Below are 19510 nucleotides of genomic sequence, written 5' to 3'. Positions count from 1 at the left end.
AGCGGGCAGGGGTCACCTCTGCCCGTTCTTTTTTGCGAGGGTATTGACCTTCCCGTGACTGGAACCCTTATGTGAGGGGCACAACTCAGAAATAGGTGCATCATGGCCGCGGCCGCTGAAATCAGATTTGGAATTGAAGGCATGTCCTGCGGGTCCTGTGTGGGACGCGCCGAACGGGCATTGGTTGCCGCACCGGGGGTGGCCGCCGCGCATGTCAATCTGGCCGATGCGTCTGCGACGGTGACCTTGGCCACGGACGGCACCGGGCAAGGGGTGGCTGACGCGCTACTGGCCGCAGGCTATCCCGCGCGTGCACAGGATATCTCACTTACTATCGACGGGATGAGCTGCGCCTCCTGCGTCGGCCGGGTCGAAACCGCGTTGCTTGCGGTGCCCGGCGTGCTGACAGCGCAGGTCAATCTGGTCACCGGCACCGCACAGGTCAGCACATTGGGCGACACCCAACCGCTGATCGACGCTGTCGCCAGTGTGGGGTATCACGCCGCGCCCACCCGCAGCGATCAGCCCGCCGATACACGCCAAGCGGATGAGGCCGCCGCCTGGTTCTGGCGTTTCCTGATCGCCGCAGCACTGACGCTGCCCGTTTTCATAATGGAAATGGGCGGGCATCTTTTCCCGCCGTTCCATCACTGGATCGCCCGCACAATCGGCACACCGGCCAGCTGGACGATCCAGTTCATCCTGACCACGCTGGTGCTGGCGGGGCCGGGGCGGGAATTCTTCGTCAAGGGCATTCCGGCCCTGCGGCGCATGGCCCCTGACATGAACGCGCTTGTCGTGCTTGGCACCGGCGCAGCCTGGTTGTTCTCGACTGTGGCCCTGTTTGCCCCCGCACTTTTGCCCGAAGGCACCCGTGTGGTTTATTTTGAAGCCGCAGCGGTGATCGTCACGCTGATCCTTCTGGGCCGCTGGCTTGAAGCGCGGGCCAAAAGCCAGACAGGAGCGGCCATCAAACACCTGATCGGGTTGCAGCCAACAACCGCCCGCGTGATCCGCGACGGCGCGCCCATGGATGTGCCATTGGCCGAAGTGCTGCGCGACGATCTGCTGCTGATCCGCCCCGGCGAAAGGATCCCGACAGACGGGCAGGTCACCGAAGGGGCCAGCTATGTTGACGAAAGCATGATCACCGGCGAACCGATCCCGGTAGAAAAATCCGTCGGCGACGCGCTGGTCGGCGGGACGATCAATGGCACCGGCGCATTAACGATGCGCGCAACGGCAGTGGGTGCGGATACCGTCCTCGCCCGGATCGTGGCGATGGTACAGGAGGCGCAGGGCGCACGCCTGCCGGTGCAGGACCTGGTCAACCGGGTGACGCTCTGGTTCGTCCCCGTTGTGATCGCCATCGCGGCGCTGGCTGTCGTGGTCTGGCTGATCTTCGGCCCTGCGCCGGTCCTGTCCTACGCGCTGGTGGCGGGGGTCTCCGTCCTGATCGTCGCTTGCCCATGTGCCATGGGTCTTGCCACGCCAACCGCGATCATGGTCGGTACCGGGCGGGCCGCGGGCTTGGGCGTGTTGTTCCGGCAAGGTGATGCGCTTCAGGCGCTCAGCGGGATTGACACCGTCGCCTTTGACAAGACCGGCACGCTGACGATGGGCGAACCGTCATTGACGGATGTGATCCCGATTGTGGGTGAAAAGGACGATTTGCTGCGCCTTGTCGCCGCTGTCGAGGCGAAATCGGAACATCCGGTGGCCCGCGCTATCGTGGCGGCGGTCGACGGGCCTGTGGCTACAGTGTCGGATTTCGCTGCGATCCCGGGGCAGGGGCTGCGCGGAACGTTGGACGGCAAGACCGTCATCGTCGGCAACGCCCGTCTGATGACCGAAAGCGGTGTCGCAACGGACGTTCTGGTGCCAATGGCCGATGAATTGGCCGAGGCGGGCAAGACGCCGGTGATGGTGGCCATCGACGGCACACCCGCCGGCGTGATCGGCGTGGCCGACACCCTACGCCCGACGGCTAAAGATACCGTGCAACGGCTGCAAGATCAGGGCCTGCGGGTTGCGATGGTCACCGGCGATGCGGTGCAGACCGGTACGGCGATCGGCAAGGCGCTGGGGATTTCGCATATCGTCGCTGGCGTTCTGCCGGACGGTAAGGTCGACGCGATCCGCGATCTGCAGTCTGATGGTGGCAAGGTCGCCTTTGTCGGTGACGGGATCAACGACGCCCCCGCGCTGGCCGCGGCCGAGGTCGGGATCGCCATCGGGACCGGCACGGATGTGGCAGTGGAAAGCGCGGATGTCGTGTTGATGTCGGGCGACCCTTTGGGCGTGCTCAACGCCCTCACGATCAGCCGGGCAACCATGCGCAACGTCAAACAAAACCTTGTCTGGGCGTTTGGCTACAACGTGCTTCTGATCCCGGTTGCGGCGGGGCTGCTTTTCCCGCTTTGGGGGATCCTATTGTCGCCTGCGCTGGCTGCGGGGGCCATGGCGCTGTCCAGCGTTCTGGTGGTGACAAACGCGCTGCGCCTGCGGCGTGTCAGGGGGGTCGCATGAACATCGGTGACGTGGCAGAGCGGACAGGTTTGCCTGCAAAAACAATCCGTTACTACGAAGATATCGGGCTCGTGACACCGCAGCGGGGCAGCAACGGCTACCGCGTTTTCCGCGACACCGATGCGCATAAACTGACCTTTCTGGGTCGGGCCCGGCAGCTTGGGTTTTCCATCGACGAATGCCGCGATCTGCTGGCCCTGTGGGAGGATCGTAACCGCGCCAGCGCCGATGTGCGGGCCATCGCCAAGGGGCATCTGGACGATATCGAAAGCAAAATCAAAGGCTTGGTGGCTATGCGCGACACGCTGGCCGAACTGGTCCGCGATTGCGCGGGCGACGACAGGCCGGATTGTCCGATCCTCAAAGGGCTCGAGGGGCCATGAAATCACCCTGATCCTGCCTTGAGACTGCAATTTTTACGTGTGACAGGAAGGCCTTGACCAATTTGGGATAAGACCGTGCGTTTTTTGGAATGGCTTGTGGTTTGCATGTTGGTGCTGATGGTCGTCAGCGCCGTGGTCCTGCCCGAAAACGCCGACAAGGCCCGGATCATCGACGGGATTGGCAAAGGTGTTTTTGCCAGTTTCGGGCTGGTTGTCCTTGGCTATCTGTGGCGCCGCCGCGCGCCGCGCAAACCCGGACCCGCTGCCGCACCGATCCTTACTGGCGAACTGGTGATCGTAGATGGATCAAATGTGATGCACTGGTCGGGTGAGCCATCGCTGAAAGTTCTGTTCAGGGTCTTGAAAGAATTGGAAAAACGCGGCCTGCAACCGCATGTCTATTTCGATGCCAATGTCGGCTACACGCTGTTCGACCGGCATGTGGAACCTGATGAACTGGCCGAAAAACTGGGGCTGTCACCGGTGCAGGTGACACTCGCCCCCAGCCGGACAACCGCCGATCAGGTGCTGCTGGAACGGGCCGTGTCGGACGGGCTGCGGGTGGTGACCAATGACCGGTTTCTTGACTGGAAACAGCGCTTTCCAAAAGTGGCCGAGAAGGGGTTCCTGATCAAGGGAATCTGGAAAGAAGGCAGCGTCATTCTGCTGGGTCTGGGCCGGGCCTGAGCAACGCGCGATGGGGTGCGCACGCTGACGGTCAGGGCCGATGCGCCGAATCATGTATTAACGCCGCAAAACAACGGATTTCGCCCTGTCGGCTTTGAGTCGGCAAAGCGTCGGACCCCCAATTGCGAAACCACCGGTTTAACGCCCCGCACGGCGCAAGCGTAAACACGCCGTTAAGATTTGAAACCGCCACGCGCATCCCCATATCAACCACAAGCAAGCCACAGGAGAGTGCGCCGATGAAATGCCCGATTGACGGATCAACCCTTGTCATTTCCGACCGGAACGGGATCGAGATTGATTATTGCCCGCAATGCCGGGGTGTCTGGCTGGACCGGGGCGAGTTGGACAAGATCATCGAACGGTCGCAATCCGCGATGCCGCCACCGCCGCCGCAACCGGGCCATGGTGATCGCGACGACTATCGCGGCAAACCGCGCAAGAAAGACAACTTTTTGTCGGAAATGTTCGATTTCTTCTGATCAGAGATCGCTGGGTGTCAGCCGACACGCCTTGCCGAAGCCGCCGTTCAGATGGATGTCTGTCGGGGTGAGCCGGAACATCAGGAAATCGGTGAAATCGTAGTAAAGCTGCGCCTTTGGTATGGCGTTCAGCCATGTTTCTTTCTGGGCGGATTTGTCGGCTTCGGTCGCGGTGCACATGAGCGTCATGCGCGGGTGGGCGAGCGGATCGCCCTTTGCGCCGGGTTCACCGATCAGGGCGGCGCAGGCGGGGTTGGTCTGCAGCGCTGTCGTGTGGGTTGAGAGGGTGGAGATGAGCGTCAGAAGGCTGCCCTGGTCGGCCAGCATGGCAACGCGGGCGACGTAAGGAGCGCCGTTTGGCAGTGTAACGGCAAGGGCGCCGAAGCGGGTTTGGGTCAGCAGGTCACGGGCGAGTGCGCGGGCTTCTTCGTTGGTGGGGTTTACGGGATCGCGCTTGGCCATATCAGGACAGTTGGTCCGCCGGGCAGTCGCGGAAGGCCTGGATCGCCGGGCCGATGCCTGCCAGCGGCATGGTGAGGAACGTGTCGCCGGAGGCTCCCATCGCCATGGTGTTGAATTCCAACCCGTTGAGAACATTGCCAAAGCCGCGATCCTTGACCGTCAGGCTGCGGCCATCGGGGCTGAGGATATGCTGGTCGGTTTGAATGGCGATGGAGCGCCCGCCGTCGAAGGCCATACCGAAGACGGGGGCGTCGGGCCACTGGCCGTCGGTCAGCGTCAGGGTGATGGTGTATTCGGGTAGGGAGGCGTCATAGGTCACTGTGATTTCGCCGGCGTCGCTTGTGTTGGTCAGCGTGCAGATCGGGGCGGATGAAAACTCCCACGCGGCGGCGGGGGAGGTCAGGAGGGTGAGAGCGAGAGCGAGGCGCATGGGGGTGAAGTAGCTGAGGTTCGCGCATCGGCAAGTTTTGAGGATGGTGCGCATGAACGCCCACCCTACGAGCCCTAGGTATGCTTGGCATTGAAGAATGGTGTCAGACACCAGGGAATTCTCCCTGCCTGCATATGAAGTTCAATGTATTGCTGTTCAGGTGGCCAAACCGGATGGGCTACAAGCGAGAAGTGTTTGTTCAGGGGGCCAGCACCATCACGCAGAGGTTGGACACCAAATTGGGCGACTTGAAGGACCGCAAATGCAGAAATTGCATTAAAAGAGTCAATCAACTTGCCCCTGCGTACACAATTTGTCCGATCATGTTTCTCGCCGTTGTAGCGGTCATACCAACGAAGAGACTTTGTAGGTGATGCGCTGTTCCATTCCAGAAACGGCGAGAAAGGCTCAAGCCAAGGATAGTCTGCGAATGCCAGCTTGTATTCTCGCAAGCGAAGTGGCTCACATAGTTCGTAGAAGTCATTGGTAGTAAAACGGGTTTTGGGATGAGAGTTGGCCCTCAAAACAGATGATAAACAAGTCTCAACTCCAACACACGACAGAATTAGAAGCTCACCAATCTCGGCGCCAAAAGCGTTCAGGTTTTCCGCTCTTGGTTCAATTACCCTACAAACTGAATTCAACCTAGAAAGTTGACTGACAAGCTCAGTTCTAAATCGGGCAGCTTCATTCTGTAGATCACTCCCAAATGCACCAACCCAAGGCGGTGATTTTGCATCGCCAAAGCTTGTTCGTGCCATTCGCGGGAATGCGTGGTGAGGGGGAAGTTGGAGTTCAACTATACTATCCAAGAATGCGCCCCGCAGACCGATTGCATCGATGCTTCTTAGATGTTCGTGCCAAGCTTTCCTAAGACCTTCCGCCTTCTTGCTGCCGATGTCAGCTTTTCGAAAAGACTTTGCCGCAGTCTGCCACGGCCAAGTTACCTGCTTGCTAGCAAACCGCTCTGAAACCTGACCGTCTTCACTGACTTCGAATACAACTCTTAGGTGGCCATCTTTCACGCCAGCAAAGGATAATGTCACCGCTTACCCCTTCTTTTCACACCACCACGCTGCCCCGGCCTTCCTGCAGTACTCCGCCCCGCAGCCTTCTGCGCATCTCCAACCGCCTTGTCCACGGCCTGTTGCCGCGCGAGGGGGTCGTCGCTGACGACGAGTTCGACTGTCTCCAACCGTTTGACCTCGTCCCGCAGCCGCGCGGCTTCTTCGAATTCGAGGTTTTCGGCCGCTTTACGCATGTCGGTCCGTAGCCCGTCGAGCACGGCTTGCAGGTTCGCCCCGGCCATTGGTTTGTCGACCTTGGCGGTGACCCGGTTCATATCCACGTCGCCCTTGTAGAGGCCGGCGAGGATATCCTCGACGTTTTTCTTGACCGTTTGCGGGGTGATCCCGTGTTCTTTGTTATAGGCCAGTTGTTTGACCCGCCGGCGCTCGGTTTCCTTCATCGCCCGTTCCATGGAGCCGGTGATGCGGTCAGCATACATGATGACCCGGCCATCGGCGTTCCGCGCGGCGCGGCCGACCGTTTGCACCAGCGAGGTTTCTGACCGCAGGAACCCTTCCTTATCCGCGTCAAGGATCGCGACCAGCCCGCATTCGGGGATATCCAAGCCTTCGCGCAGCAGGTTGATCCCGATCAGCACGTCGAAGGCCCCAAGGCGCAGATCGCGCAGGATCTCGATCCGTTCGATCGTGTCGATGTCGGAGTGCATGTAGCGGACGCGGATCCCCTGTTCATGCATGTATTCGGTCAGATCCTCGGCCATGCGTTTGGTCAGTGTCGTGACCAGCGTGCGGTAGCCGTCGGCGGCGACCTTGCGGACCTCATCCAGCAGGTCATCGACCTGCATTTCGACAGGCCGGATTTCGATTTCGGGGTCGATCAGGCCGGTGGGGCGGATGATCTGTTCGGTAAAGACGCCGCCCGCCTGTTCCAGTTCCCACGCGGCTGGGGTGGCGGAGACGAAGACGGATTGCGGGCGCATGGCGTCCCATTCCTCGAACTTCAGCGGTCGGTTGTCCATGCAGGACGGCAGACGGAACCCGTGTTCGGCCAGCGTGAATTTGCGCCGGTAGTCGCCTTTGTACATGCCGCCGATTTGCGGGACGGAGACGTGGGATTCGTCTGCGAAAACAATGGCATGGTCGGGGATGAATTCGAAGAGGGTGGGGGGCGGTTCGCCGGGGGCGCGGCCGGTGAGGTAGCGGGAGTAGTTTTCGATGCCGTTGCAGACGCCGGTTGCCTCCAGCATTTCGAGGTCGAAATTGGTGCGCTGTTCCAGCCGCTGCGCTTCGAGCAGTTTGCCATCGGCGACCAGTTGGTCGAGCCGGATGCGCAGTTCCTTTTTGATGCCCTGGATCGCCTGCTGCATCGTCGGGCGCGGGGTCACGTAGTGGGAATTGGCGTAGAGCCGGATTTTCTCGAACGTGTCGGTTTTTTCGCCGGTGAGCGGGTCGAATTCGGTGATGTTTTCGAGCTCCTCGCCGAAGAAGGACAGTTTCCAGGCGCGATCGTCAAGGTGGGCCGGCCAAACCTCCAGGCTGTCGCCGCGGACCCGGAAGCTGCCGCGCTGGAAGGCCTGATCGTTACGCTTGTATTGTTGGGCGATGAGGTCGGCCATGATCTTGCGCTGGTCATAGTCGCGGCCTACATGCAGGTCCTGCGTCATGGCCCCGTAGGTTTCGACCGAGCCGATACCGTAGATGCAGGAGACGGAGGCGACGATGATGACGTCGTCGCGTTCGAGCAGCGCGCGGGTGGCGGAGTGGCGCATCCGGTCGATCTGTTCGTTGATCTGGGATTCTTTTTCTATGTAGGTGTCGGAGCGGGCGACATAGGCCTCTGGCTGGTAGTAGTCGTAGTAGCTGACGAAGTATTCGACGGCGTTTTCGGGGAAGAAGCCTTTGAATTCGCCGTATAATTGCGCGGCGAGGGTTTTGTTCGGGGCAAGGATGATGGCGGGGCGCTGGGTTTCCTCGATCACCTTGGCCATGGTGAAGGTTTTGCCGGTGCCGGTGGCCCCCAACAGGACCTGGTTTTGCTCGCCGTCCATGACGCCTTGGGCCAGTTCGCGGATCGCGGTGGGCTGGTCGCCTGCCGGGTCGAAATCGGTGGACAGCACAAATGGCCTGCCGCCTTCCAGCTTTTCGCGGGTTTTGACATCGGGGGCGGGGTTGGACAGGTAGACTTCGGCTTCGGACATGAAACTGTTCCTTGAGGCAGAGGTCTATAATTGTTCTTCTTTTGGTCCGGTTCAACCCCGCATGCTGACAGTTGGTGTCAGGAAGGTGACGGGGGGATCGTAGTCGAACTTATCTTGTGAAGTAGCGGAACAGATAGATCGCCAAAAAACTTGCGAGCACGCCGATTAACGAGAGAAATGTAAGTGAAAATTTATAACCAAGAACGAATCCTGCAGGAGCGGGATAGTTTCGCATGTTCCACCAACGCCAAAGTGCGATGGCCAGGGCTGTCACTGCAGCATTCGGCACAATAGTTTCATTCCAGGTCCCTCTGCCTTCGGTGAGTACCTGCAAAATCAGGCTGAGCATGCCTGCGCCTATGGCGATTGCCGCCATGCATGGCAAAAGGCCGAACAGACCGTCCCCGCCAAAAAAATCATTCGGTATCGGTGGATGTTCATTGTCGACTGATTTGGTGGTCTTCGGTTTGGAAGCAGGTTGTGCGTCCTGCTGCGTTGGTTTCGGGGTTGGCTTTGGTTTTGGTTTTGGCATCTGCTGTCGATGCTCGTTTTCTGGCCTGCTGAACCATTCGGAGTGAAACTGGCCTAAACTGATTTCATGTGTCGCAATCCGGTCTAACGCCTTGCGATGCATTTGGTCCAACGCCGTTAGATTGGCATGATCGCGGGACAACACATCGGATGCCTCTGCGAACATGGCCGGTGTGATCCCGTCTACCGCCACCCATTCCAGCAGTTTCTTCCGAATAATTTCTTTGCGTTCGGCATCGCTGCCGAACCCAGAGCGGCTGATCGCGACATCGCCTTGAATGTCCAATCCGCCTTCGGTTGGACGTTGCGCATGCAGCCGGGTGACCTGTTGAAAGATATAGCCCGACAACTCGCGGATCGTGACGATACCATCGCGATCAGCGTCCGCATTGCCGCGCAGCCCATCAACCAGATGCCGCGTCAGAATGCTAAGCCCGTGTTCGGGATCTTCTTCGGCCAGCGACAACTCACCCGTTGCCATCAACACGTAGGTGCCGCTACCCCGCGCAAATTTCTGCATCCGGTCTGCGACAATTGTTTCGCCACTTTTCCAACTTCTGGTGAACGCCCCGGCATAGCAACAGTCCAGAACTAGCGCCTTTTTGGAGACGCGAGAGCGACGGATCATGTTGCTTATGGTTTGTGAGGGTATGCCCGTTGCCTCTAGATGGCTTTTTGTTGTATCGCTTGCCGCCAGATACAAAACACCTTCTTCATCGGTCTGACCGTGTCCTGAAAAATAGATGAATATCAGGTCGTCACGGCCCGCCTGATCCAGTGTATCCTTGAATGCCATCAGTATTTCAGTTCGTGTTCTGTTTGGCAGGACGGTCACATTGTCAAACCCGCCATATGCCGGGTCGGACATGACCTCGCGCATTGCTTCGGCGTCGCGAAGCGGGCATTTGAGGGGCGAAAAACCGCTGTCTGGGCCGTAGTCCTGATTGGCGATCAGAATGGCATGACGTTTCGGTTGCATTGAATCTACCCGCCGGTGTGATCGGTCAGGATGCGGTCAGTCAACGCGGCGACATCGCCCATGTTGGCGGCTGTTAAAATGATTTTTGTACCGTCTGGATTTTCCAGGGTCATCGCCATGCTTCGATCACGTTCCAAGTATGACTTCAGCACGTTGAGAGCGGCGACTGCCGCACCGCTTGTCATGAAAGTGACGAGGATCAGGCCGATCGTAATCGGCTCTCCCTTGGCATTCATCACGGTCTGGCCAACGTCAGGAACTGCACTCGTTTCGCTGTGTTTTTCAATGTCGTATGCCAATGATCGCACCCTGTCTTGCAGAGCGGCATCTGAAAGATTGTCTGAGGAAAGCTGTAATCGCACACTTGTCATAACCAAAAACTCCTGTGCCCAAAATACGAGCGTTCAATGCGATATCGTTGCGAAATTGGGGGCAATCATAGCTTATTGGTCTGATTGCATCAATCTTTTGCGCAATCGTCACAATTTGTTGTCTATCGACTGCGCGCAATTATGGGGCCACCGCGCGGTTTCCACCCACCCTACATCACAGCCTCGAACGTCTTCTTCAGCGCCACGTCCAGATCGGTCATCGTCACCGGCAGCCCGAGGTCCACAAGGCTGGTCACCCCGTGCTGGCTGATCCCGCAGGGGACGATCCCGTCGAAATGGCTCAGGTCCGGGTCCACGTTGATCGACAGCCCGTGGAATGACACCCATTTGCGCAGGCGGATGCCGATGGCGGCGATCTTGTCCTCGGCGGGTGACCCATCGGGCTGCAATGGTTTGCCGGGCCGTTCGACCCAGACGCCAACCCGGCCCTCCCGGATTTCACCCTTCACATTGAACGTGTCCAGCGTCGCAATGACCCAGTTTTCCAGGTCCTCGACGAACTTGCGCACGTCACGTCCGCGTTTGCCCACATCCAGCATCACATAGACAACCCGCTGCCCGGGTCCGTGATAGGTGTATTCACCGCCGCGCCGTGCATCGAAGACCGGAAACCGGTCGGGGTCGATCAGATCCGCAGGCTTGGCCGAGGTGCCGGCGGTATAAAGCGGGGGGTGTTCGAGCAGCCAGATACATTCATTCGCCGTGCCTTGCGCGATGGCGTTGGCGCGGGTTTCCATCACCGTCAGCGCATGCGCGTAATCGGTCAATCCGTCGCTGATGATCCAGTCTACCATGGGGTTTGGGTAACGCTCCGCGGACCGCTTGCCAAGGGCGCGATTTCCCTATTGGAAAAGCAAACCGCCTCGTCTATGTACGCCGCACTTACCAGCCTGTGGACATGCGGTCGTGGCGGAATTGGTAGACGCGCAGCGTTGAGGTCGCTGTGAGGTAACACTCGTGGGGGTTCGAGTCCCCCCGACCGCACCAGGGCAGGAAAAAAATAGAATAAAATCAATATGTTATATGTATCATGCATGTTCGGGTCCCCCTTTTGGTACCCTTTCTTTGCTCTGCTGCTGTTTGATTATCCTCGCTTCGACGCTTGGCAAGTTAGTGTGCAATTGGGTTTACGTTAGACCTTCGCTTCGGTCGCAAGCAAATCTACGCCAACGGCGGGAAGCAATCATTCGCTGCGATTGCATTGATAAAAGCCTCGTCTACCAACGCGGACATTGAGAAGCCATTCCGTGTTCAATCTGAAAAACAGACTCATACCGCTATTCAGGTTTGTTGTGTTCGTTGTCTTTCGTTTCCCGGTTTCGACGAGCCGCTAGTTTCAGAAACTCCTGCTTCTCGCTAGCAGAGGCTCGAATGGTTTCCGAAGGATGACACAATAGCTCTTCGAATGCTTTGAGACGTGTTTCCAGAATACCGGCCGATGAACCAGACCAACCATTCCACCATGCTCCGCCAAGAATTATTTATGGGAGGGCTCTTCGTCGGCAGCTGCATTTGGAAGAATTGTGGCGTGTTTACTCACTGCAACAAAGTTCGGGTGGTACAATGGACTGTCGCCAGGCTCAACGCCAAGGTCACGAATTTCACTCTGGAAGCCTCGAGGCAGGCTGTGGGCAACGTGTCGCGAAGGTCGTAGAGTCATGCTGAAACAGGTTGCTCTAACCTGCCTGCCCCACCAATGACCTGCACTGCAGCTGCGCCACTTTCATTCCCTTTTGATAGGCATTCAGCAAGAGGGGCGTGATCCAGCCAGCCTGACAGGAAACCGGCATTAAAGGCATCGCCAGCCCCGGTTGCATCTAGGACTTCGACTGACATTGCAGCACTTCGCGTCCATGTGTTGTCGTCGCGTGCACGCGCGCGCGCTCCCTGCGTGCCGCTCTTTATCACAGTTAGTGGTGCACAGGTTTCCGGCACACCGATGGCGGCGAGGGCTGCAGCCTCGCGCTCGTTTGGCAAGAAGACATCAACTGCAGCGATCAACTCGGCCACGCTTTTGTCATAAGCGTCCTGCCAACTGCAATCGAGAGATACTGTGAGCCCGACATCAAACGCCATCGCAAGTAGCTCTGGCATTTCTTGCAATGTGCTCAATTCACCGACGTGCAGGTGAGAAAAATCAGCAAACTTAATAGAGGTAGGATCCGGTAGCGCCGGTCCATCTGCACGGGTCAGAAAGGCGCGGTCGCCGGCCATGCCGATTGCCACCGTGATTTGTGGGTCGGTTCCCGCAAGTGCCGGGCTGCATGCAGCTGATACAACATCGTGCTTAGCCATGTCAGCCATAACCATGGCATCAAAGGGAGCGACCGGTAATATTGAGAACTGCCACACACGGTGCCCTAGTGCGGCCAGTTTGGCCCCCGTAATGAACGCCCCTCCACCTGCATGCATAGATAGGCTGGGGGCGAAAACCTCTGTCCCGAGCGTTGGCATACGGGGCGCATCAGCAAAGACTAGATCGCAATAAAGCCTGCCCGCACAAAGTATCGGTTTCCTCTTCACGACAGCGCCACTCCGGTTGTGGCCTCAAAGACATGCAAGTTCTCTGGATCGGCGCCGAGTTGGACGGTTTCGCCCACTTCTGGAGGCTTGCGGCCATCAGATTTGGCGATAATTTCGCCTGTTGGTGTCTCGACATAAATCAGTGTTTCCGGCCCGAGGGGTTCGCGCAGTGTGACCTGGCCCTTGATAATCGGATTGGTGCTGTTGGGGTGCAAATCATCCGGCCGAACGCCCAACAATACGTTCTTGTTACTTGTCGGCGCCAGAGCCGGTGTGGAAATTCGCTGTCCAGTATCAAGAGTTAAGGTGGTGCCTTCGATCTGACCGGCAAGCAGGTTCATTGATGGCGCACCGATGAAGCGGGCGACGAAGGTGTTCGCGGGTTTGTGAAACACTTCTGCCGGGGTGCCAACCTGCTGGATATGCCCGTCTTTCATGATGACGATCCGGTCGGCCATGGTCATCGCCTCGACTTGATCATGGGTGACGAAGATGATCGTATTGCCGACGCGTTGATGTAGTTTCTTGATCTCCAGCCTCATCTGGGTGCGCAGTTGGGCATCGAGGTTTGAAAGCGGTTCGTCGAAGAGGAACACAGCAGGATCACGTACCATAGCCCGCCCGATAGCGACCCGTTGACGCTGCCCACCAGACAGTTGGCTGGGTTTGCGATCGAGCAGATCGATCATATCGAGGATGCCCGCAACTTCTTGAATACGCTTCTCTTTATCAGGTTTTGGCATCTTTGATGATCGCAGGCCGAAGGCGATATTTTTCTTGACCGACATATGCGGGTAGATTGCGTAGTTTTGGAAAACCATGGCGATATCGCGTTCCTTGGGTTCAAGGTTATTCACCTCGCGCCCGCCTATTTCGATGATGCCGCTGCTGGTTTCCTCAAGTCCTGCGATCATTCTCAGGGTGGTGGATTTACCGCAGCCGGACGGTCCAACAAGGACGACGAATTCGCCATCTGTAACATCCAAAGAGATGCCGTGCAGAACCTCTGTGGTTCCGTAAGATTTCGTGAGTTTGCGCAGGGCAAGGTTGGCCAAGTTCAGGTCTCCAGCAATTTGTTGAAGGCGGTGGCACGGGCCGTTTCGGCGTCGGTGATACGCTGTCTTCGTGATGCAGATTGCGTACACAACCCGTACACAGCCTGTGCATACGACATCAGCGCATCTTCGAGCGCCGCGGGTGCCGGTCCACCAATGCGGTCTCGACGGGTTACGAATGTTTCGGGGCTTGTGGCGGTCCGAAAGGCGGCTTCATCTAGATTAGTTGTACGATCAGTTGCTGCCTGAAAGGCGGATTGGAACGTCGCGTATCCGTCTGACAGGGGCGCGCCATCCAGATTGCGCGCGATATCGGCGGCAATCTCGTGCGCCTGGCGAAAGGTCAGCCCTTCGTTGCGAACCAATGTGTCAGCGAGCTCAGTTATGGTGATGCTGGCGGCGTCGGTATTCCGGCGCACATTGGCAGCATTGATTGAACAGGCGGGTAGGAACGCTGTCATGAGTTCCAACACCCGACCACCGCTTTCAAATGCAGCATAACCTGCCTGCTGCACCTCACCTTCGCTGTCGTTCATATCTGCGAAGGGCGTGTTATGCATCGTGTTCACAACCATATCGCAGCGCCCGCAAGTGGCCGAAGCAAGGTGGCGCATGTGTTCGATTGGCACGGGGTTGCGCTTTTGCGGCATGATCGAGCTGACTTGGATCAGAGCGTTGGGAACATAAAGCTGGCCCACCTCAAAGCTGGACCAGAACGCGAGGTCCTGCACGACACGGCCCAGATGCAGGAATACAAGTTTGATTGCGGAGTACAGACCTGTGACGTAGTCGACGCTCGCGATGCATCCGTATGAGTTTACAAGAGGGCCCTCGAAACCCAAAAGCGCCGCCATACGGGCCCGGTCGATGGCAAAACCGGTTGTCGTGATTGCCGCAGCCCCCATCGGACAGTGACCCAGATTGTCAATGGCCGCCGACAGCCGTTCTGCGTCGCGATTCAACACCTCGATCATGGCGCCAAGGTAATGCCCAAAGGTTGTTGGTTGCGCAGGTTGACCGTGGGTATAGGCGACGATCAATGTGTCCGCCTCAGCACGTGCCTTTGCAATCAACGCCTCGGTCAGGGAAGTGATCTGGGCCAGCAAATCTTCCGCACGGCTGCGCAATGCCATCTTGAACAGCGTGTGGTCCATATCATTGCGCGACCGCGCGGTATGTAACGCGCCACCAAGATCACCAATGCGACGGCGCAATTCGGCCTCAACATAGAAGAAGTAGTCTTCGTGTTCGCCCGTATAAGTCAGGGCAGCAACATCGGTGTCAGCGTCGATTGCATCCAGCGCTCGGGCTATTTGCCGACCATTAGTAGCGGTCAGGATACCTGTTTCGACCAGCATCACCAGATGCGCCCGGTTGATTGCGGCCATGTGCCCAGCATAATGGGTTTTCACACCTTCAAAAAGCGGGCCGAGGACTGTGTCTTTGTAGGTTGGATCGGGGAAGGTGCTGTGATCGGTCATCCCTTCAGCCCCGCCATGACAACGCCGCGGATGATAAAGCGCTGGAAGATCAGGAATACAACCAGCGTGGGGATGGTGGAAATCGCGGCCCCTGTCATGATTAACTCCCACGCCACATCAGCCTCATCCCCAAAGCCGGACAGGCCGACGGGGATCGTGTACATATCGACCGAATTGGTGACGATCAAAGGCCACAAGAACGCAGTCCAATTGCCCAAAAACACAAAGATCGCCAGTGCCGCCAAGGCGGGTTTCACTAATGGCATGGCGACAGTCCACCAGATTTGCAATTCGTTTAAGCCATCAATGCGCGCGGCCTCGATAAAGTCATCCGGCACACTCTCAAAGAACTGTTTCATCAAGAATGTGCCGAACGCGGTCATCAGGCCGGGGAACATGATACCCCAATAACTGTCGAGCCAACCAAAGCTTTGGCTCATCAGATACCAGGGGATCACCAGCATCTCGGTCGGGATCATCAGCGTGGACAGGATTGCGATGAAAACAAGGGTGCGACCCGGAAAGCGGAATTTACACAGGGTGTAACCGACGAGAGAATCGAACAACAAATTACAGATCGTCGTGATCGTCGCAATGATGACGGAATTGACAAACCACCAATAAAACCGCCCGTCTTCAAGGACGTAGGTGTAATTCTCGGTCGTCGGATCTTCAGGGATCAGATTGACGTTGTAGACCTCATGCGGCCATTTCAGCGAGGTTGAGATCATATAGGCGATGGGCATGACCATGACGATCCCACCAATGAACAGCAGCAGCCACCTGATGATCTGGCCCATGTTGCGTGACCTTGGCGCGGGCTTGGCCATCAAAAGCGCATCGGCTGTGGGGGCGATATCGGTCATCTAGTTGCTCCTCAAAAGGCGCAACTGAATAAGCGAAACGATCAGCAAGATCACGAACAACACCACCGTTTGGGCGGCAGCATAACCCATATCGAACCCGTTAAAGGCCGTATCATAAATCATTAGGACTAGCGGTTTTGTCGCGTTCAGCGGCCCGCCGGGGTTGTTAGTCGTCATATTGAAGACGTGATCAAAGATGCGCAGAAACCCGATTGAGGAAAAGACGACGATAAAAACGATCGTGGGCCGCAAGAGCGGAATGGTGATTTGGGTCAGCACGGTAAACCAACCAACACCGTCGATCTTCGCTGCCTCATAATAGCTTGTCGGGATGGCGCGCAGCCCGGCCATAAAGATAATCACCTGAAACCCAAGACCAGCCCAGACGGCGGGCGCCAGCACCGCAGGGAGCGCATTGGTCGTCGATTGTAGGAATGCGATTTGTGGGATGCCAAAACCAGCAAGGATGTTATTGAACAACCCGATCGGTACGTCTTGGTAAAACCAGCGCCAGACCCAGGCCATTGCCACAGCAGACGTCATGAACGGCAGGAAATACAGCATCCGCAGAAAGCCGTGCATGAACCGTAACTTGTCGAGGTGGTAGGCGATCACAAACGACAGGACCAAACTGATCGGCGTGCCCAGCAACAGATAAACAAACGTGTTTTGGAATACCTTCCAAAACACCGGATCGTTCCAGAGCTTTTCGTAGTTTTCCAACCCTGCCCATGTGCGGCTGCCCAGCAGGTTCCAGTCTTGAAAACTGATCAGGATCGCGTTGCCGGTCGGATAGAACCGGATCACTGTGTAGAAAAGTACCGGCAGCGCCAAAAAGGCCCAAGCCCAGACGATCTGTTTCTGGCGGATGGTCAAGTTGCGATACATGGACGTTGCCTTGATGAAAGAACGCCCCAACCCACAAAGGTTGGGGCGGTGGGAGGCACCTTATTCTGAGTAGTAGTTGTCAAGCAGTGCCTGCTCGGCCTCGGCGGCAATCGCCAGACTTTCAGCGGGGGACATACCTTCAAGCTGAATACGCTCAACCATTTCCACCATCAGCTGACGTTGGCCGGATTCGTTGGCGAACTTTGTGGTGTTGGCATATTCCAACCCGCGAATGAACGGGCCAAAGGTTTCGTCATTGGCGTTTGCTTCGGTCATGCCGACAGAGGGCTTTGCCGGTAGTTCGCCCACAACATCCAGCCAGATCTGCATTGCCTCGTCAGAGGTAATATACTCCATGAACTTGACCGCAGCGTCGTATTTCTCGCCCTCGGCCTTTGTTGTGATCGCGTTCACCCAGTAGGACGAGTAATTTGATCGTGTGCCATCTGCATTGGCGGGCAACTCTGTAACGCCCCAGTTCAGACCACGCTGATCGGCAAGCGATCCGATCCGGAATGACCCGTCAATGTGCATGCCTGCGCGCCCGGCCTTAAAGGCGGCTTGCGGTTCATCCATGAACCCGATGGCCGTCACTGGCGGATCACCAAGGAACATGTTCGTATAGAATTCCAACGCCGCGAGGCCGGCTTCGTCGTTATAATTCACCGTCCTGTAGTCATCAGTGTATGGCTCGCCGCCGTTCTGACGGATCAGACCTTCGCGCCACCAGTGGTGGTCCTGCGCGGTCATGCCAGCAGTAATGCCGACTTGCGTGATGTTACCTGCCGCGTCGGTTTTGGTCATCGCAGCGGCGGCTGCCATCATCTCTTCCAGCGTTTCCGGTGGGCCGTCCAACCCGGCCTCTTCCATCAGGCGTTCGTTGTAGAAAAGCGCCAGACTGCGCACAGCCGTTGGCAAGGCCCAATAAGCGTCGCCGTCCTTCATGGCTTGTACCATTGGGAAGAAATCAGCGTCGATCTGATCGGCAGGGAAGGTATCGGCAGGCAAAGGCTGGATCAGCTCTGCTTCCACGTAGTCGTTCAACCAGCCATAAAACAACTGAACCACATCAGGGCCCTCACCTGCTGGAATGGCAGCGGCGACTTTGGTGCGGTAGTCTGCATATGGGAAATGCGTCATCGTGACGGTGATATCGGGGTTCGCCGCCTCGAAATTGTCGATCAGCGTTTCCATCGCGTCGACACGCGCATCAAAGAAATACTGCCAATATTCAATCTCGACCGCATTCGCAGCACTTGCAAATAACGCGGCAGAGGATGTCAGCCCGGCAAGGACCAGACCTTTCAAATGTGATTTCATCTTACGTCTCCCATGATGGCAAAGGCGGTTCATTTTCGAACTCATGGGTCAGGGTTAACTCAATTGGATTGATAATTCAAATAATTTGAGTTAATCCGACCTCATGATTGTCCAACCCCTCGTGAAAGGCAGCAACGCCGAGCGATCGAAACATCGCAACCGGCAGGCCGTCTTGGGGCAGGTACGCCTCGCAGGCACTATAGGCCGCGCAGAAATCGCGCGTGCGCTCTCGCTAACGACGCAGACCGTCAGCAACATCATTGCAGAGCTGTCGGAAGATGGGATGCTCTTGGAAAAGGGACGGTTGAGTTCCGGACGCGGCCTGCCTGCCATCCAATATGCGCTTAATCCCGAAGGGGGTTACGCGCTTGGGATTGAGGTACGACCCGATGCAATCTTTCTGGCATTGCTGGATATGGCGGGCACCGCCGTAACGACTGAGCGTGTCGCCATCAACCGGACCAAGCCTGACGTGGTGATCGCGCATGTTAAAGCCCTGATCGCCCGCATTCTGACGCAGGTCCCGGCTGCCCGAGGGCGCATGTTGGGGGCTGGCGTCGTAATGCCTGGACCCTTTGGTGTAACTGGCATCGCGGGAATGGGGTCTGATCTGACTGGCTGGCATGAGGTCGATGCCGAAGCCCTTTTTGAACAGGCGACCGAATTGCCCGTCGTTCTGAGTAACGACGCCAACGCCGCCGCGATGGCCGAGCGGATTAATGGTGTCGCGCAGGATATCACGTCCTTTGCATATCTTTACTTTGGCGCAGGCCTTGGGCTTGGGCTGGTTCATGGGGGTCAGCTTGTACGCGGTGCTTTTGGGAATGCTGGCGAAATTGGCCACATCCCTATGCCTGACCAAAGTGGCAAGCTGGAGGACGTGTTAAGCCGTCTGTCTGTTCAGCGCCATTTACAACGGGCGGGCAAAGACGCGCGCGATGTCGATGCGCTCGCTCAGCTGTTTCAGCAGAGCGACCCCGAATTGTTGTCGTGGTTAGATACTGCAAGTGTGGCGCTCGGCCATGCGATGGCGATTGTGGAGAACATCTTTGATCCACAGACAGTCGTGCTCGGTGGGGCGATGCCAGATGAAATTCTGGATTATCTTGTGGAACATGCGCCATTGCCGGAACTGTCGGTATCAAACCGCCCGCAGGCGCAACATCCCCGTCTGATGCGAGGCGCGTCTGGGCGGATGACAGCGACCTTGGGGGCGGCTGCATTGATCCTGAACCGGGCACTCAGTTCGCCAATTTCTCATGCTCATTGAAGGACA

The 19510-nt window shown here is 57.5% G+C and carries 17 protein-coding genes, 1 tRNA gene and 1 pseudogene; 6 read left to right on the top strand and 13 right to left on the bottom strand.

What is annotated here, in order from left to right; translation table 11 throughout:
• The first annotated feature begins 102 nt into the window (after positions 1-102).
• The 4 genes from ACFWW2_RS05020 (at position 103) to ACFWW2_RS05005 (ending at position 4081) form a co-directional block, all read left to right on the top strand.
• Positions 103-2529: a heavy metal translocating P-type ATPase gene (locus ACFWW2_RS05020; RefSeq protein ID WP_393926646.1), complete on the top strand. Its 2427-nt coding sequence runs from the start codon at positions 103-105 to the stop codon at positions 2527-2529.
• On the top strand, positions 2526-2912 hold the full coding sequence (gene cueR / locus ACFWW2_RS05015; protein ID WP_393926645.1) for a Cu(I)-responsive transcriptional regulator: 387 nt from the start codon (positions 2526-2528) through the stop codon (positions 2910-2912). The genes ACFWW2_RS05020 and cueR overlap by 4 nt, the downstream gene beginning before the upstream one ends.
• Before the next feature lie 75 nt (positions 2913-2987).
• A complete protein-coding gene (locus ACFWW2_RS05010) occupies positions 2988-3599 on the top strand; it encodes an NYN domain-containing protein (RefSeq protein ID WP_393926644.1) in 612 nt (203 codons plus the stop codon).
• A gap of 239 nt (positions 3600-3838) precedes the next feature.
• A complete protein-coding gene (locus ACFWW2_RS05005; RefSeq protein WP_393926643.1) occupies positions 3839-4081 on the top strand; it encodes a zf-TFIIB domain-containing protein in 243 nt (80 codons plus the stop codon).
• On the opposite strand, the gene ACFWW2_RS05000 is transcribed toward ACFWW2_RS05005, so the two are convergent.
• The 7 genes and pseudogenes from ACFWW2_RS05000 to lipB form a co-directional block, all read right to left on the bottom strand.
• Positions 4082-4543 (bottom strand): HugZ family protein, encoded by a 462-nt coding sequence (locus tag ACFWW2_RS05000; protein ID WP_393926642.1) that lies wholly within the window; start codon positions 4541-4543, stop codon positions 4082-4084. It abuts the gene before it with no gap.
• A 1-nt stretch (position 4544) separates the two neighbouring features.
• A complete protein-coding gene (locus tag ACFWW2_RS04995) occupies positions 4545-4973 on the bottom strand; it encodes an excinuclease ABC subunit B (RefSeq protein ID WP_393926641.1) in 429 nt (142 codons plus the stop codon).
• Between the two features lie 74 nt (positions 4974-5047).
• Positions 5048-6019, bottom strand: coding sequence for a hypothetical protein (locus tag ACFWW2_RS04990; RefSeq protein WP_393926640.1), 972 nt, complete (start codon positions 6017-6019; stop codon positions 5048-5050).
• Positions 6016-8199, bottom strand: coding sequence for an excinuclease ABC subunit UvrB (uvrB, locus tag ACFWW2_RS04985; RefSeq protein ID WP_393926639.1), 2184 nt, complete (start codon positions 8197-8199; stop codon positions 6016-6018). The genes ACFWW2_RS04990 and uvrB overlap by 4 nt, the downstream gene beginning before the upstream one ends.
• Before the next feature lie 109 nt (positions 8200-8308).
• A complete protein-coding gene (locus tag ACFWW2_RS04980) occupies positions 8309-9709 on the bottom strand; it encodes a caspase domain-containing protein (protein WP_393926638.1) in 1401 nt (466 codons plus the stop codon).
• Between the two features lie 5 nt (positions 9710-9714).
• Entirely contained in the window at positions 9715-10080 is a 366-nt protein-coding gene (locus ACFWW2_RS04975; protein WP_393926637.1) for a hypothetical protein, read from the bottom strand.
• A gap of 170 nt (positions 10081-10250) precedes the next feature.
• A pseudogene (lipB, locus tag ACFWW2_RS04970) lies at positions 10251-10907 on the bottom strand (lipoyl(octanoyl) transferase LipB); the annotation flags it as partial.
• Positions 10908-11001: 94 nt separating this feature from the next.
• Here lipB and ACFWW2_RS04965 point away from each other — a divergent pair.
• Positions 11002-11088 (top strand) — tRNA-Leu (locus tag ACFWW2_RS04965).
• A gap of 669 nt (positions 11089-11757) precedes the next feature.
• Here the strand turns inward: ACFWW2_RS04965 and ACFWW2_RS04960 are convergent.
• The 6 genes from ACFWW2_RS04960 to ACFWW2_RS04935 all read right to left on the bottom strand — a co-directional run bounded on the left by ACFWW2_RS04960 (position 11758) and on the right by ACFWW2_RS04935 (position 18234).
• A complete protein-coding gene (locus ACFWW2_RS04960; protein WP_393926636.1) occupies positions 11758-12555 on the bottom strand; it encodes a carbohydrate kinase family protein in 798 nt (265 codons plus the stop codon).
• Positions 12556-12620: 65 nt separating this feature from the next.
• A complete protein-coding gene (locus ACFWW2_RS04955) occupies positions 12621-13679 on the bottom strand; it encodes an ABC transporter ATP-binding protein (RefSeq protein WP_393926635.1) in 1059 nt (352 codons plus the stop codon).
• Positions 13680-13681: 2 nt separating this feature from the next.
• A complete protein-coding gene (argH, locus tag ACFWW2_RS04950; RefSeq protein ID WP_393926634.1) occupies positions 13682-15160 on the bottom strand; it encodes an argininosuccinate lyase in 1479 nt (492 codons plus the stop codon).
• Positions 15157-16026, bottom strand: a complete 870-nt coding sequence (locus tag ACFWW2_RS04945) for a carbohydrate ABC transporter permease (protein WP_393926633.1) — start codon at positions 16024-16026, stop codon at positions 15157-15159. The genes argH and ACFWW2_RS04945 overlap by 4 nt, the downstream gene beginning before the upstream one ends.
• The gene (locus ACFWW2_RS04940) at positions 16027-16914 is read right to left on the bottom strand and encodes a carbohydrate ABC transporter permease (protein WP_393926632.1); all 888 of its coding nucleotides are present in this window, start codon (positions 16912-16914) and stop codon (positions 16027-16029) included.
• Positions 16915-16974: 60 nt separating this feature from the next.
• Positions 16975-18234, bottom strand: a complete 1260-nt coding sequence (locus tag ACFWW2_RS04935; RefSeq protein ID WP_393926631.1) for an extracellular solute-binding protein — start codon at positions 18232-18234, stop codon at positions 16975-16977.
• A gap of 103 nt (positions 18235-18337) precedes the next feature.
• Here ACFWW2_RS04935 and ACFWW2_RS04930 point away from each other — a divergent pair, with 103 nt between their 5' ends.
• On the top strand, positions 18338-19504 hold the full coding sequence (locus tag ACFWW2_RS04930) for an ROK family transcriptional regulator (protein WP_393926630.1): 1167 nt from the start codon (positions 18338-18340) through the stop codon (positions 19502-19504).
• Positions 19505-19510: the final 6 nt, after the last annotated feature.

Source organism: Yoonia sp. R2-816 (assembly GCF_046762905.1).
Taxonomy (GTDB): Bacteria; Pseudomonadota; Alphaproteobacteria; order Rhodobacterales; family Rhodobacteraceae; genus Yoonia.
Note: the sequence above shows the minus strand (reverse complement) of the source record. Positions and strands in the feature narration are given on the sequence as shown.